The organism is Streptomyces sp. NPDC091972, assembly GCF_044756385.1.
GTDB lineage: Bacteria > Actinomycetota > Actinomycetes > Streptomycetales > Streptomycetaceae > Streptomyces.
Map to the genome: position 1 here is coordinate 1 of NZ_JBIVSV010000010.1, position 14,781 is coordinate 14,781.

The following is a 14,781-nucleotide window of genomic DNA, read 5'->3' on the forward strand; positions in this document are numbered from 1 at the left end:
AGACTTCCTACACACCTACAACCACCACCGCTGCCACACCGCACTCGGCGGCCACCCACCGATCAGCCGCGTGAACAACGCTGCGGGCCAATACAGCTAGCGCGCCGGGTGCCGCCGCACGCTCAGATGTGGTGGGGCGGCTTCTCGTCGAGGAAGCGCTGCAGGTCGGCCGCGCTGTCGCCGTCGGAGCGCGGCCGGTCGCCCCAGCCCCGGTCGGTGTCGTCCGAGGACTGCTGGTCCAGCGGATCGTCGAAAACCAGCGTGGGCTTCGGCTCGCGGGGCTCGCGGGGCTCGGGGCGGGGGGCGCTGCTCATGGTTCAAGGGTACGGCCCTGCCGGACCCACAGGGTGGGAGCGGTCGCCCGGCCCCGGCCCCGGTGCGGGTCCCGGTGCGGGTCCGAGTCCGGCCCGGGCTTCTGGCCAGTCGGTGCCGGTGCGGGGTGCGCAAGCGTTTCCGGACGACATCTGCTGTGCTTGGCTCCATGACGTCCAGTCCGACACACAGCCCGCTGCGCAGGCTCACCGCCCGCGGCCGCGACGAGGCCCATCGGGTCGCCTCGCCGCTGGAGCTCTTCTTCGACCTCTGCTTCGTCGTGGCGATCGCCCAGGCGGGCGTGGCCCTGGTGCACGCCGTCGCCGAAGGGCACGCCGGCGAGGGAATCCTCAACTACGCGATGGTCTTCTTCGCCATCTGGTGGGCGTGGATGAACTTCACGTGGTTCGCCTCGGCGTACGACAACGACGACGCGCTGTACCGGGTCGTCACCCTGGTCCAGATCGCCGGCGTCCTGGTGCTGGCGGCCGGAGTCTCCAGGGCGTTCGAGGACCACGAGTTCCTGGCCGTGCTGGTGGGCTACGTGATCATGCGGCTGGCCTTGATCACGCAGTGGCTGCGGGTGGCGCGTTCGACGGAGGGCGCGGAGCGGACGATGGCCCTGCGGTACGCGTTCGGTGTGCTGCTGTGCCAGGTCGGCTGGATGGGGCTGATCGTGCTGCCCGAGGGCGGGCGGCCCTGGGTGTTCCTGGTGATGGCGGTGCTGGAGATGTGCGTGCCGCCCTTCGCCGAGCGGGCTCACCCGACGACCTGGCATCCGCACCACATCGCGGAACGCTACGGGCTGTTCACGATCATCGTGCTCGGCGAGACGATCGCCGCCGCCACGGTCGCCGTGAAATCCGGCATCGACGAGAACGACGCCCTGGACGAACTGCTGCCGATCGCCGCGGGCGGGCTCCTGATCATCTTCGCGGCCTGGTGGATCTACTTCGTGGTCCCCATCCACGGCCACCTGCGGTCCAACCGGCAGGCGTTCCTGTGGGGATACGGCCACTACGTGGTGTTCGCCTCGGCCGCCGCGATCGGGGCGGGCCTGGAGGTGGCCGTGGAGCAGGCCGTCGGCAAGGCGCACATCTCGGCCCTGGCCGCGTCCGCCGCGGTCACCCTGCCGACCGCGCTCTACCTGCTCACCGTCTGGCTCCTGCACTCGCGCTACTACAAGGTGGGCATCGCGCAGCAACTGGTGCTGCCGGTCACGGCGTTGCTGGTGATCTGCTGCACCTTCCTGGGCGACTGGGCGGTGCTCGCGGCGGGCATCGTGGCGGCGGTGGCCGTGGTGACCGGGACGACGCTGACCGCGCGGATGGGGGTACGGGAGCGGAGGGTGCCGACTCGGGTGGCTTGATCGCGCGGTCGTGCGGTCGTGCGACCGCGCCGACTCCGGTGAGGCGGTGCGGCGGTGGGGCGGTGGGGCGGTGGGGCGAGACTGGGGGCATGACAGTTGACGCTCTGACGGATGTCGCCGGGGTGCGCGTGGGGCATGCGACGCGCACCGGCGACGGTTGGCTCACCGGCACCACCGTCGTGCTCGCCCCGGAGGGCGGGGCCGTCGCCGCGGTGGACGTGCGTGGCGGGGGCCCCGGAACCAAGGAGACCGACGCGCTCGACCCGCGCAACCTCGTGCAGAAGGTCGAGGCGATCGTGCTGACCGGGGGCAGTGCGTACGGGCTGGACGCGGCCTCCGGGGTGATGGCCTGGCTGGAGGAGCGGGGGCGGGGGGTACGGGTCGGGCCGGATCCCTCGCACGTGGTGCCGGTCGTGCCCGCCGCCTGTGTCTTCGATCTCGGCCGGGGCGGCGACTTCCGAGCCCGGCCCGACGCGGCGACCGGGCGGGCCGCCGTCGAGGCAGCCGCGGCGAGCGCCTTCGGGACGGTGGTGCCGGAGGGCTGTGTGGGGGCCGGTACCGGGGCCGTGGTGGGGGCGCTGAAGGGCGGGGTGGGGACGGCGAGTGTCGTGCTGCCGTCGGGGATCACCGTGGCGGCGCTGGTGGTGGCCAACGCGGTGGGGGCGGTGTCGGATCCGGAGACGGGGGTGCTGTACGGGGAGCTGTTCGAGGGGCGGGTGCGGTATCCGGAGGAGCGGGTGCATGACGCCGCGCGGCGGCGGCTCGCCGAGACGGTGGCGAGGAACGGGGCGCCGCCCCTGAACACCACGCTCGCGGTGGTCGCCACCGATGCGGAACTGTCGAAGGCGCAGGCCCAGAAGGTGGCGGGGACCGCGCACGACGGCATCGCGCGTGCCGTGCGGCCGGTGCACCTGTTGCACGACGGCGACACGGTGTTCGCCCTGGCGACGGGGGCGCGGGCGCTCGACGCGGATCCGCTCGCGCTCAACGCGGTGTTGGCGGCGGGGGCGGATGTGGTGACGCGGGCGATTGTGCGGGCGGTGTGGGCGGCGGAGTCGGTGGAGGGGGTGGGGGCGGGGGGGTCGTGGCCGAGTTATCGGGAGTTGTACGGGGGTGGGTGACGGTAGTTGTGGGTCTGCGGCTGGGTGGGGGCTGGTCGCGCAGTTCCCCGCGCCCCTGATGCCTGCGGCGGCCCGTCGCTGCCCGGTGGGGGTTCGTGTAGCGCGTGCGGTGTGGTGGGTGGGTCGGTGCCGGGGTGGGGGGTATCCGTCCTCGGTCCGGCGGCTCGGTCGATCGAGCAGTTCTCGGTAACGGACGCCGGCCGCTGCGGGCGGACACCCCCCACCCCGTCCCCTCACCGCCGTACGCGGCCAACGGCCCGTCGTGGCGGGCGTCCACTGCCACCCCCTAGGGGCGCGGGGAACTGCGCGACCAGCCCCCACCGGCCCGCAGCCGTTCTACGACGTTCCGCGGCACACGGCCCGTAGGAGCACGGGCGACTGCACCCACCCAGGGGCGCGGGGAACTGCGCGACCGGCCACGACGCACGCGCACTCGCTCGACAAGCGCACCCGGCACTCGCGTAGGCGCCCCGGCCAAGCCAGCGCAGACGTCGGGGCATTCGTTGCGTTCTGAGGGAACCCGGGCGGGGACCGGGTCCCTCTTTCCTCACTGAGTGGAGTGGACGACGCATCACACGAAGATGGAGCATCACGTGGCAACGCCGGACATAGCAGCACGGCGCGCACTGGGAGCCTCTGCCGTCCTGATGGTCGGTGCCCTCACCCTCACCGCGTGCGGAGGCGGTTCCGACGGCACGAGCGAGGGGAAGGGCGGCAAGGACCCCGCGAAGACCTCCGCGGCGCGGATCGTCATCTCCGCCAGGAACGGCTCGACGGGCGCGTCGATCAACAGGACCGGTGTGAAGGTCAGCGACGGCACGCTGACCGGCGTGAAGATGACGGTGGCGGGCACGGGGCAGCAGGTGCCGGGGGCGCTGGCCGCGGGCGGGAAGAGCTGGAAGCCCGAGGAGCAGCTCGAGCGCGGGACGAAGTACGAGATAGCCGCGACGGCGAAGGACTCGGACGGCAAGGCGGTGACCGCGAAGTCCGTCTTCACGACCGTATCCAAGGCGAACAGCTTCATAGGTACGTACACGCCGGACGACGGGACGACGGTCGGTGTGGGGATGCCCGTGTCGTTCCGCTTCGACAAGGCGATCAGCGACAAGAAGGCCGTGCAGTCGCACATCACCGTCAGCTCCAGCAGCGGGCAGCAGGTGGTGGGGCACTGGTTCGGGGCGCAGCGGCTCGACTTCCGGCCCGAGGAGTATTGGAAGGCCGGCTCCAAGGTCACGATGAAGATCGACCTGGACGGGGTCGAGGGGGCCAACGGCGTCACCGGTGTGCAGGAGAAGACCGTCCGCTTCACGATCGGGCGCTCGCAGGTGTCCACCGTGGACGCCGACACCCAGACCATGAAGGTCGTGCGGGACGGGACGACCGTGAAGACCGTGCCGATCTCCACGGGGAGCCCGGAGTTCACCACCTACAACGGGCAGATGGTGATCTCCGAGAAGTACAAGAAGATCCGTATGGACAGCCGGACGGTCGCACTGGCCAACGCCTACGACATTCCCGATGTCCCGGACGCCATGCGGCTGACGCAGTCGGGGACCTTCATCCACGGCAACTACTGGTACAACAAGGGCAATCCACCCTTCGGGCGCACCGGCACCAGTCACGGATGCGTCGGACTGCGGGACGTCAAGGGCGGCCGGGCGGACACCCCGGCGAAGTGGTTCTACGACAACTCGCTGATCGGGGACGTGGTGGTCGTGAAGAACTCCCCCGACAAGACCGTGGCACCCGACAACGGCCTCAACGGCTGGAACATGTCGTGGGACGAGTGGGTCGCGGGGAGTGCCGTCGGCTCGTCCTGAGCGAGGCGAGAGGTGGCACAAAGCCCCTTTGACCGGGGATTTTTGACGATTCGTCGGGTCGCGTGGGAATTTCCTGCGCGGCCCGCCCGTTTTCCCGACGCACGTTTTCTCGGTTCCCGGACATGATGTCCGACCGAGGGGCTACGGTATGCACCCACAAGGTGACATGCAGCAACGCCGGGAGAAGCCTTGAGCGTTCCGTACGAGACGGCAGCGTACGAACCACCCGAGTCGCCCGAGTCTCCGGAGGAGCACCTCGCGCGGCTCCTCGGTCGTGCCCTGAACTCCTTCGAGCTGCCCGACGAAGTGATCAGGAGACTGGACTGCGCGCTGGCGTACGACAGTTCGCTGTACTCTGCGCACCACAGCGCGGGGCTGCACCGGGAGACGTACCGGCACACCTGGCTGCTCGCCGACGGCTCGGCGCTCACTCTGTGGGAGCTCGTCCACAACACCGCGCGGGACAGCGTCCCGCAGCACGAGGTGTACGTCGACGAGGAGGAGCTGCGTGCGGCGACCGCGCGGCTGCCGCTGCCGCCTGACACCCCGGACTTCGAACTGCCGGTGACGGTGCAGCTCGCGCCCGCGCAGCCGCCGCGGCACGCCTACGTCCCGGACGACTCCGCGGACCACGCGCGCCGGCTGCTGCGCCGCGCGGAGAACGCGGACCGGCCGGGCCCGGAGACGGCCGCGCTGCTGGCGGAGGCGTTCGCCCACCAGATCACCCAGGCGTTCGGGCGGCCCTGCCGGGCGGGGCGGGCCGGACTGGGCTTCTCGCTGTACGAGCACGCGTTCCTGCTGCGCGACGGCACGGAGATCTCCCTGTGGGAGGTCGAGCACACGGCGACGCCCGACGGGCGGCACATGTGCGAGGTGTACGTCACCGAGGACGCGGCCCGGGACGCCATGGAGCGGCGGGCGGCGCAACTGTCCTGAGGCGGCCGACGGTTCGGGGTCAGCGGCCGCCGCTCAGCTGGCGTACCAGACCCGCGAACGCGTCCTTCTCCGCCGGTGTCAGTTCGACGGACTCGTGGCCGGGGGCGGCCGCGCGCGGGCGCGGGAGGGCGGGCAGACCGTGGGCGACGCGCCACACGACGGCCTCGTGTCGGCCGTGGCGCAGCATGTAGGCCAACCCCGCCGTCCAGGCGACGACCACCAGGACGAGCAGGGTCACACCAAGCAACTGGTAGACGGAGACGTGCTCAGGCATGCCGTCCAGTAGACACCACGGTCCGGGACTTTGGCCCCGGACCGTGACGTATCTCGCAGGTGCCGTGAACACCTCACAGCCGCCCCAAAGGGGCACGCTCTAGGCGGCGACCGGCTGCTTGGTCTCCGCCTGGGCGGTGGGCGCCGCGGTGGGCGTCGTGCCCGCGGCCGGCTTGCGCATGCTCTTGAGGACGATCACCAGCGCGGTCGTGACGCACACGCCCGCCGCGATGGCGATCAGGTAGAGGAACGGGCTGCCGATCAGCGGGACCACGAAGATGCCGCCGTGCGGGGCGCGCAGGGTGGCGCCGAAGGCCATCGACAGGGCGCCGGTGACCGCGCCGCCCGCCATGGAGGCCGGGATGACCCGCAGCGGGTCGGCCGCGGCGAACGGGATCGCGCCCTCGGAGATGAAGGACGCGCCCAGGACCCAGGCGGCCTTGCCGTTCTCGCGCTCGGTCTCGGTGAAGAGCTTCTTGCGGAGGGTGGTCGCGAGGGCCATGCCCAGCGGCGGGACCATGCCCGCAGCCATCACGGCGGCCATGACCTTCATCGCGGAGTCGCTCGGGTCCTGCACGGCGATGCCGGCGGTGGCGAAGGCGTACGCGACCTTGTTGACGGGGCCGCCGAGGTCGAAGCACATCATCAGGCCGAGGAGGACGCCGAGCAGGATCGCGTTGGTGCCGGAGAGGCCGCCCAGCCAGTCCGTCATGCCCTTCTGGGCCTCGGCGATGGGCTTGCCGATCACGACGAACATCAGGAAGCCGACGATCAGCGAGGAGATCAGCGGGATCACGACCACCGGCATGATGCCGCGCAGCACCGGCGGGATCTTGATCCGCTGGATCGAGAGGACCACAGCACCGGCCAGCAGACCGGCGACCAGGCCGCCGAGGAAGCCCGCGGCGATGTTGGAGGCGATCATGCCGCCGACGAAGCCGGGGACGAGACCGGGGCGGTCCGCCATGCCGTAGGCGATGTAACCGGCGAGGACCGGGATGAGGAAACCGAAGGCGACCTGGCCGATCTGGAAGAGCAGGGCGCCCCAGCTGTCGATCTCGGTCCAGGAGAAGTGCTTCATGACCGAGGGCGCGCTCGCGATCTGCCAGCCGCCGATCGCGAACCCGAGAGCGAGCAGCAGACCGCCCGCGGCGACGAACGGGACCATGTAACTCACGCCGGTCATCAGCCACTTGCGGAGCTTGGTGCCGTAGCCGTCGCCGGCCTCACCGGCCCGTTCGACCGGCGTCCCCGCGCCCGCGGCGGCCGTCACCTCGCCGCGCGCGGCCTTTCCGCGCACCTCGGTGATGAGTTCCGCGGGCCGGTTGATGCCCGCCTTCACCCCCACGTCGACGGTGGGCTTGCCGGCGAAGCGGTCCTTGTCGCGCACGGGGACGTCGTGGGCGAAGATCACGCCGTCCGCGGCCGCGATGACGGCCGGGTCGAGCCGTTCGAAGCCGGCCGAGCCCTGCGTCTCGACGACGAGTTCGACGCCCGCCTCGCGGCCTGCGTTCTCCAGCGACTCGGCCGCCATGTAGGTGTGGGCGATTCCGGTCGGGCAGGAGGTGACGGCGACGATCCGGAAGGGGGCCTCGGGGACGTCGGGCGTGGAACTGGCCGTTGCGGCATCGGCGGAGGCCGCCGCCGATGCCGCAACGGAGCTTTCGGTGGCGCCTTCGGCGGGCGCCTCGTCCCCGCGGATCAGCGCCGCCGCGCTGTGAGCGCTGTCCGCGGACCGCAGCGCGTCGGTGAACTCGGTGTTCATCAGCTGCCGTGCGAGGGAGGACAGGATCGTCAGGTGGGCGTCGTCCGCGCCGGCCGGGGCGGCGATCAGGAAGATCAGGTCGGCGGGTCCGTCCGCCGCGCCGAAGTCGATACCGGCGGTGCTGCGCCCGAAGGCGAGCGTCGGCTCGGTGACGTGTGCGCTGCGGCAGTGCGGGATGCCGATGCCGCCGTCGAGGCCGGTCGGCATCTGTGCCTCGCGGGCGGCCACGTCGGCGAGGAAGCCCTCCAGGTCGGTCACCCGGCCCAGGGCGACCATGCGCTCGGCGAGGGCACGGGCCGCCGCTTCCTTGGTGTCGGCGGACAGGTCGAGATCGACCAGGTCCGCGGTGATCATTTCGCTCATCGCGGGCTCCTTCGCACGCGTATCGCCCGGGGAGTGTGGTGGGCGCAGGTGGGGACGGGGGTGCAGCGGTGTGGGGTCTCGGGGGCGGCGGGGGCGGGGCCGGGGAAGTCCCTCCCCCATCGGACGGCGGGGCGGCTCGGGTGGCCCTGCCGCCCTTGGGCCGCGGCGAGTAACGGGGAGCCTCGCCGCTTCGGCGTCGCGCACCACAGGGGGGCGGTCATGACACCGGCTCCGTCAGCGCGCGGTCCACCGGTACCTCGGCCGTGACCGTGACGGCGGCCGGGTCCAGGTCGTCCGGGGTCGGCATGACACTGCCGGGAAGCCGAACGGCGGCCGCACCGTGCGCGACCGCGGAGGCGAGGGCCGAGGGGCCGCTGCCGCCGGCGATCAGGAAGCCGGCCAGCGACGAGTCGCCGGCGCCGACATTGCTGCGTACGGCGTCCACTCGGGCGCTGCCGAACCAGACGCCCGAGCCGTCCACGAGAAGCTGTCCGTCGGCGCCCAGGCTCGCGAGCACCGCCCGCGCACCCATCTCCCGCAGTTCCTCGGCGGCCTTCACCGCGTCGCCCACCGTGGCCAGGGGGCGTCCGACGGCCTCCGCGAGCTCCTCGGCGTTGGGCTTGACCACGTCGGGCCGTTCGCGCAGCGCCTCCAGGAGCGCGCGCCCCGAGGTGTCCAGCGCGATCCGGGCACCGCCGGCGTGCGCCCGCGCGACCACCTCGGCGTACCAGGAGGGCGCGAGCCCGCGGGGCAGGCTCCCGCAGCAGGCGATCCAGGAGGCGTCGCGCGACTGCTCGCGCACGGTCTCCAGGAGGAGTTCCTGCTCCTCAGGGGAGAGCTCGGGACCCGGCGCGTTGATCTTCGTGAGCACCCCGTCGGACTCGGCGAGCGCGATGTTGGAGCGGGTGGCGCCCGTGACCGGCACCGGCGCGACCTCGATGCCCTGTGCGTCGAGCAGGTCCGCTACGAGCGCTCCCGGCGCCCCGCCCAGCGGGAGCACCGCGACCGTGCGCTGTCCGGCGGCCGTGACGGCCCGCGAGACGTTGACGCCCTTGCCACCGGGGTCCATGCGTTCCCCGGTGGCGCGGATGACCTCGCCGCGCTCCAGGGACGGGACCTCGTAGGTGCGGTCCAGGGACGGGTTGGGGGTGACGGTGAGGATCATGCGCGCACTACTTCCGTGCCGCCGCGCTCGATGGCGACGGCGTCTTCGGGGCTCAGCCCGCTGTCGGTGATCAGCAGGTCCACATCGCTCAGGTCACCGAAGCGGGCGAAGTGCTCCTGGCCGTGCTTGGAGGAGTCGGCGAGCAGCACCACGCGGCGGGCGGCGGCGAGCGCGGCACGCTTGACCGCGGCCTCGGCGAGGTCGGGGGTGGTGAGGCCGTGCTCGGCGGAGAAGCCGTTGGCCGCCACGAACAGGACGTCGGCCCGGATCTCGCCGTACGCCCGCAGCGCCCAGGCGTCCACGGCGGCGCGCGTACGGTGCCGTACCCGCCCCCCGACCAGGTGGAGCTGGATGCCGGGGTGGTCCGCGAGGCGGGCCGCGATGGGCAGGCTGTGGGTGACGACGGTGAGCGAGGCCTCCAGCGGGACGGCGGCGGCGAGGCGGGCCACGGTCGTGCCGGCGTCGAGGATCAGGGTGCCCTCGGCCGGCAGTTCGGCGAGGGCCGCCTTGGCGATGTGGTCCTTCTCGTCGGCCGCGGTGGTCTCGCGCTCGGCGAGGTCCGGCTCGAAGTCGAGGCGCCCGGCCGGAATGGCCCCGCCGTGCACCCGGCGCAGCAGACCCGCGCGGTCGAGGGCCTTCAGGTCGCGCCGGATGGTCTCGGCGGTGACCTGGAACTCCTCGGCCAGCGAGACGACGTCCACCCGCCCGCCGTCACGGGCGAGCCGGAGGATCTCCTGCTGCCGCTCCGGTGCGTACATGTCCGCTCGCCTCCGACTGATGCCCGAACGTGTGGTTTCAGTCGGAGGCTACGCCGGGATGTCCGAGAAGTAAACAGGTTCGGGCACCATCCGGGCATGAACGGACTTCCGGTTGTGCCCGTATACGACAAGGGAGCCCGGTACCTCGGCAGGTACCGGGCCTCTCACCTCGGGTTTCAGGAGACGAGCGCGGGCTCCTTCTCCTCCGCCACGGGAAGCTCGCCGGCCCCCTCCACGTGCTGCGCGGGCCGCTTCGGCAGCGCGAACATCAGCAGGAAGATGACGACCATGACCGCCGCGACCCACCCGAGGGCGTGCTGGAAGGCGTCCACGAAGGCCGGTCCGATCTGCTCCGGCCGCAGGTCGTCGCCGATCACCCCGAAGAACACGACCGACACCAGCCCCAGCCCCAGCGCGTTGCCCATCTGCTGCACGGTGTTGATGAGCCCGGACGCCGAACCGGCGTGCTCGCGCGGCACCTCCGACAGCACCGCGTCGGTGAGCGGCGCGACGATCAGACCCATGCCGACGCCCATCACGACCAGCGGCAGCGCCATCTGCCACGAGCTGATCGCCATGCCGTACCGCTCGGCCTCCCACAGGTAGAGCAGCACGCCCACCGCCATCAGCAGCGCACCGGCCTGGAGCACCCCGCGCCCGAAGCGGGGCACGAGCTTCTGCACCGACAGTCCGGCGGCCGTGGAGACGGCGATCGAGAACGGCACCCCGGTCAGCCCCGCCCGCAGCGGGCTCCAGCCGAGCCCGGTCTGCATGTAGAGCGTCCACACCAGGAAGAAGATGCCGAGCCCGATCCCGAACACGGTCTGCACCGCGATCCCGGCGGCGAAGCTCTTCACCTTGAACAGCGACAGCTCGACCAGCGGGGACCCGTCCCGCTCACCCTTGCGCTTCTCGTACGCCACCAGCGCCGCGAACACCAGGGGCGCGCCGGCCATCGACACATGTCCCCACACCGGCCAGTCCAGTTCCTCGCCGCGGGTCAGCGGGTAGAGCAGCATCAGCAGCCCGAGCACGACCATGGCCACACCCGCCAGGTCCAGCTTCAGCGCCCGCGGGGCCTTGGACTCGGTGATGAAACGGCTCCCGAGGACGAGCCCCATGATCCCGACCGGCAGGTTGATGAGGAAGATCGGCCGCCATTCCAGCCCGAAGAGGTTCCACTCGGTCAGCAGCGCCCCGAGCAGCGGACCGGAGACGGCGCCGAGACCGACGACCGCTCCGAAGAGCCCGAACACCTTGCCCCGCTCGTGCGCCGGGAAGGTCGCGTGCACGATCGACAGGACCTGCGGGACCATCATCGCGGCCATGCCGCCCTGGAGGATCCGGGCCGCGACCAGCATCTCCGGGTTCGCGGCGAAGCCGCACAGCGCCGACGCGAGGGTGAACCCGCCGATCCCGACGAGGAACAGCCGCTTGCGGCCGTGGATGTCACCGAGCCGCCCGCCGGTGATCAGCCCCGCGGCGAAGGCCAGGGCGTAACCGGCGGTGATCCACTGGATCTGGCTGACGGAGGCGCCGGAGTCCTGCCGGATGGACGGGATGGCGATGTTGACGATGGTGACGTCGACGAGGTCCATGAAGGCCGCGGTCATCACGATGGCGAGAGCGAACCAGCGACGCCGGTCGCCCGGGGCGGGCTGTGCGTCGAGGGTGCCCGGAAGGGTGGTCTCGGTGGAGGTCATGTCGTCAAGCTATGACCCCAATAGGTCAGATCGTGTCCTACTTCTGCGGCATCCTCGAACTCATGACGACGGACACCCCGGCACGGCTCCTGACGCTCCTCTCCCTCCTCCAGACGCCCCGCGAGTGGCCCGGCGGCGAGCTCGCCGACCGCCTCGGGGTCTCCCGCCGCACGGTCCGGCGGGACATCGACCGCCTCCGCGAACTGGGTTACCCCGTCGAGGCGTCCAAGGGCTCCGACGGCGGCTACCGGCTCGTCGCGGGCAAGGCCATGCCCCCGCTCGTCCTCGACGACGAGGAGGCGGTGGCCATCGCCGTCGGCCTGCGGGCGGGCGCGGGGCACGCCGTCGAGGGGGTGGACGAGGCGTCCGTACGGGCGCTGGCGAAACTGGAACAGGTCCTGCCGTCCCGCCTGCGGCACCGCGTCGCCACCCTCCAGGCCGCGACGACTCCGCTGACCCACGGGGACGGGGCGAGCATCCCGACCGAGACGCTGACCGTGATGGCGTCGACGGTGGCCGGGCACGAGCGGCTCCGCTTCGCCTACCGGGCCAAGGACGGCGCCGAGTCCCGACGGGTGGTGGAGCCCTACCGTCTGGTCTCCACCGGCCGCCGCTGGTACCTCGTCGCCTACGACCTCGACCGCGGCGACTGGCGGACCTTCCGGGTCGACCGGGTGAACGACCCCTTCGCCACGGGGGCGCGGTTCGCTCCGCGGGAGCTGCCGTCGGGGAGCGCGGCGGAGTACCTGCGGCAGTCGATGTACCGGCGCCAGGAGACGTACGAGCTGGTCGTGACGTTCGAGGCCGACGTGTCGGTGGTCGGGCCCCGGGTGCCGGGATGGGTGGGTGTGCCGGAGCCGCTGGGCGAGGGACGGTGCCGGTTGCGGGCGTCGGTGGGGGACGCGGTGGAGTGGATGGCGGTGCGGTTGGCGATGACGGGGGTGGAGTTCCGGGTGGAGGAGCCACCGGAACTGGTGCAGGCGGTGCGGGAGTTGGGGGGCCGGCTGGTCAGGGCGTCGGGGGAGGCCGCCTGAGGGGGCGGGCCTGGCAGGTCGCAGTCACCTGTGGCGGGACGGACCGTTGGCCGCCTTGCTCACTCGACGGGCACGCCTTCCCGATGTGACAGAATCTCCCCTTCGGCGGGTCACCCCGTGGTTCAGGTACGGGGTGACCCGCCGTTCGCCTTTCCGGGGCACGAAAAAGAGCCGGACCCCGGCGCCCGGGGGGAGGGGCGCCGAAGTCCGGCTCGGGGAGAGTCCCGGCGCCGGGGGGGGGATTGCGTCGGGACTTGGTTCAGGGGGGTCCGAAGGTCAGGTCTTCGGGGCCCGAACACCTGGACCCTGAAGACTTGTTCCCAGGGTCCAGCCGGTTGAAGCGGCCTAGTACAGCCATGTTTGCGCGGTCTTTCGCCACCCGGCGTACGCGGGTCCACCCGCCTACGCCGCCGCGTCGAACCCGGTGGACCGCGCCAGCTTCTTCAGCTCCAGCAGCGCGTGCTTCTCGATCTGCCGGATCCGCTCACGGGTGAGGCCGTGTTCCTTGCCCACCTCGGTCAGCGTGCGCTCGCGCCCGTCCTCGATGCCGTACCGCATCTTGATGATGGACGCGGTGCGCTGGTCGAGGCGGCCGATGAGGTCGTCCAGCTCCTCGCTGCGCAGCAGGGTCAGCACCGACTGCTCCGGCGAGACCGCCGACGTGTCCTCCAGGAGGTCGCCGAACTGGGTGTCGCCGTCGTCGTCCACCGACATGTTCAGCGAGACCGGGTCGCGGGCCCAGTCCAGGACGTCCGTCACGCGCTCGGCGTTGGAACCGAGCTCGGCGGCGATCTCCGCGGGCTCCGGGTCGCGGCCGTGCTCGCGGTTGAACTCGCGCTGCACCCGGCGGATGCGGCCCAGCTCCTCCACGAGGTGGACGGGCAGCCGGATGGTGCGGGACTGGTCGGCTATGGAGCGGGTGATGGCCTGACGGATCCACCAGGTCGCGTACGTCGAGAACTTGAAGCCCTTGCGGTAGTCGAACTTCTCGACCGCGCGGACCAGGCCGGCGTTGCCCTCCTGGATCAGGTCGAGCAGGGGCAGCCCGCTGCGCGGGTAGCGGCGGGCCACGGCCACGACCAGGCGGAGGTTGGAGCGGATGAACACGTCCTTGGCGCGCTCCCCCTCCTCCACCAGGGCCTCCAACTCCTCGCGGGTCGCGTCGGCCTTGGCCTCCTCGTACCCGTCGAGGACCTGTCGGGCGAACACACCCGCCTCGATGATCTGGGACAGCTCGACTTCCTTGGCGGCGTCGAGCAGCGGCGTACGCGCGATCTCGTCGAGGTACATGCCGACCAGGTCGCGGTCGGCGATCTCGCCGCCATGGACGCGAACACTGCGTGCCGCGTCGGTAGACCCGCCGGTGGCGGACTTACGACGGGCGACGGCACGGGTTGCCATGCGTGCTCCCTTGCGAGTGGGGGTCCCCCCAGGCCTTTAGGGCACTGGGGGAGGGTCAGCGGGTGGGTCCTTCGGACGCTGGGTCCGGGCTCCGGTTGCTTTCCGGACTCTCCTCGGGTGCCCTGCATCCGATGGAAACAACGACTGGAAACCGGACAGAATTCCCAACCCGTCCCCCTATTTTTCTGATCTTGCAGTACCCTGTCCGGCCACACGAGGAGGCGTGATGTCGTCGGAACACGCAGAGGTGCAGGTCAGGCCGGGAGCCGAAGGTGACCTCGGGGCCCTCACCGACCTCTACAACCACTACGTCCGTGAGACGCCGATCACGTTCGACACCGCCGTCTTCACCCCGCAGGAGCGCCGCCCCTGGCTGCTCTCCCACCCTGAAGACGGCCCGTACCGGCTGATGGTTGCCACCGACACCGACCCGACAGGAACCTCACAGCGGATCCTCGGGTACGCCACCTCCAGCCCGTTCCGCGCGAAGCCCGCGTACGCGACCTCCGTGGAGGTCACGGTGTACCTCGCCCCGGACGCGGTGGGCCGGGGCGTCGGCACGCTCCTCTACAAGGCCCTCTTCGAGGCCCTGGCGGGCGAGGACCTGCACCGCGCCTACGCGGGCATCGCCCAGCCCAACGAGGCGTCCACGCGGCTGCACGAACGCTTCGGGTTCCGGCACGTCGGCACCTACCGGGAGGTGGGCCGCAAGTTCGGCCGCTACTGGGACGTGGCCTGGTACGAGAAGGACCTGTAGGCCC

13 protein-coding genes and 1 pseudogene are annotated in these 14,781 nt (G+C 71.5%); 7 read left to right on the top strand and 7 right to left on the bottom strand.

Going from position 1 to position 14,781, the window contains the following annotated elements:
- Positions 1-100: pseudogene (locus ACIQJT_RS27045) on the top strand (IS481 family transposase); the annotation flags it as partial.
- A 22-nt stretch (positions 101-122) separates the two neighbouring features.
- On the opposite strand, the gene ACIQJT_RS27050 reads toward ACIQJT_RS27045, so the two are convergent.
- Positions 123-314 carry a hypothetical protein gene (locus tag ACIQJT_RS27050; protein WP_402647731.1) on the bottom strand — a complete coding sequence of 64 codons (192 nt, stop codon included), beginning with the start codon at positions 312-314 and terminating at the stop codon, positions 123-125.
- A 167-nt stretch (positions 315-481) separates the two neighbouring features.
- Between ACIQJT_RS27050 and ACIQJT_RS27055 the strand changes: the two genes are divergently transcribed.
- From ACIQJT_RS27055 to ACIQJT_RS27070, 4 genes are all read left to right on the top strand, one after another.
- Positions 482-1,681: a low temperature requirement protein A gene (locus ACIQJT_RS27055; protein WP_402647733.1), complete on the top strand. Its 1,200-nt coding sequence runs from the start codon at positions 482-484 to the stop codon at positions 1,679-1,681.
- Between the two features lie 89 nt (positions 1,682-1,770).
- A complete protein-coding gene (locus ACIQJT_RS27060; protein ID WP_402647736.1) occupies positions 1,771-2,802 on the top strand; it encodes a P1 family peptidase in 1,032 nt (343 codons plus the stop codon).
- Positions 2,803-3,395: 593 nt separating this feature from the next.
- Positions 3,396-4,622, top strand: a complete 1,227-nt coding sequence (locus ACIQJT_RS27065; RefSeq protein ID WP_402647739.1) for an Ig-like domain-containing protein — start codon at positions 3,396-3,398, stop codon at positions 4,620-4,622.
- 189 nt (positions 4,623-4,811) lie between these two features.
- A complete protein-coding gene (locus tag ACIQJT_RS27070) occupies positions 4,812-5,558 on the top strand; it encodes a DUF6227 family protein (protein ID WP_402647742.1) in 747 nt (248 codons plus the stop codon).
- 19 nt (positions 5,559-5,577) lie between these two features.
- Here ACIQJT_RS27070 and ACIQJT_RS27075 read toward each other — a convergent pair whose 3' ends face one another.
- The 5 genes from ACIQJT_RS27075 to ACIQJT_RS27095 all read right to left on the bottom strand — a co-directional run bounded on the left by ACIQJT_RS27075 (position 5,578) and on the right by ACIQJT_RS27095 (position 11,585).
- Positions 5,578-5,832 (bottom strand): hypothetical protein, encoded by a 255-nt coding sequence (locus ACIQJT_RS27075; protein WP_365451984.1) that lies wholly within the window; start codon positions 5,830-5,832, stop codon positions 5,578-5,580.
- Between the two features lie 99 nt (positions 5,833-5,931).
- On the bottom strand, positions 5,932-7,959 hold the full coding sequence (locus ACIQJT_RS27080; protein WP_402647744.1) for a fructose-specific PTS transporter subunit EIIC: 2,028 nt from the start codon (positions 7,957-7,959) through the stop codon (positions 5,932-5,934).
- A gap of 217 nt (positions 7,960-8,176) precedes the next feature.
- Positions 8,177-9,124: a 1-phosphofructokinase gene (gene pfkB / locus ACIQJT_RS27085; RefSeq protein ID WP_402647746.1), complete on the bottom strand. Its 948-nt coding sequence runs from the start codon at positions 9,122-9,124 to the stop codon at positions 8,177-8,179.
- Entirely contained in the window at positions 9,121-9,882 is a 762-nt protein-coding gene (locus ACIQJT_RS27090) for a DeoR/GlpR family DNA-binding transcription regulator (protein WP_053853077.1), read from the bottom strand. Before ACIQJT_RS27090 ends, pfkB begins: the two co-directional genes overlap by 4 nt.
- Before the next feature lie 176 nt (positions 9,883-10,058).
- Positions 10,059-11,585 (bottom strand): MFS transporter, encoded by a 1,527-nt coding sequence (locus ACIQJT_RS27095; RefSeq protein WP_402647749.1) that lies wholly within the window; start codon positions 11,583-11,585, stop codon positions 10,059-10,061.
- Positions 11,586-11,647: 62 nt separating this feature from the next.
- On the opposite strand from ACIQJT_RS27095, the gene ACIQJT_RS27100 reads away from it, so the two are divergent.
- On the top strand, positions 11,648-12,619 hold the full coding sequence (locus ACIQJT_RS27100; RefSeq protein WP_402648322.1) for a helix-turn-helix transcriptional regulator: 972 nt from the start codon (positions 11,648-11,650) through the stop codon (positions 12,617-12,619).
- Between the two features lie 402 nt (positions 12,620-13,021).
- On the opposite strand, the gene ACIQJT_RS27105 is transcribed toward ACIQJT_RS27100, so the two are convergent.
- Complete coding sequence (locus ACIQJT_RS27105; RefSeq protein ID WP_053849817.1) at positions 13,022-14,020, bottom strand: RNA polymerase sigma factor RpoD/SigA; 999 nt, start codon at positions 14,018-14,020, stop codon at positions 13,022-13,024.
- Between the two features lie 226 nt (positions 14,021-14,246).
- On the opposite strand from ACIQJT_RS27105, the gene ACIQJT_RS27110 reads away from it, so the two are divergent.
- On the top strand, positions 14,247-14,777 hold the full coding sequence (locus ACIQJT_RS27110; protein WP_365451994.1) for an N-acetyltransferase family protein: 531 nt from the start codon (positions 14,247-14,249) through the stop codon (positions 14,775-14,777).
- Positions 14,778-14,781 lie beyond the last annotated feature (4 nt).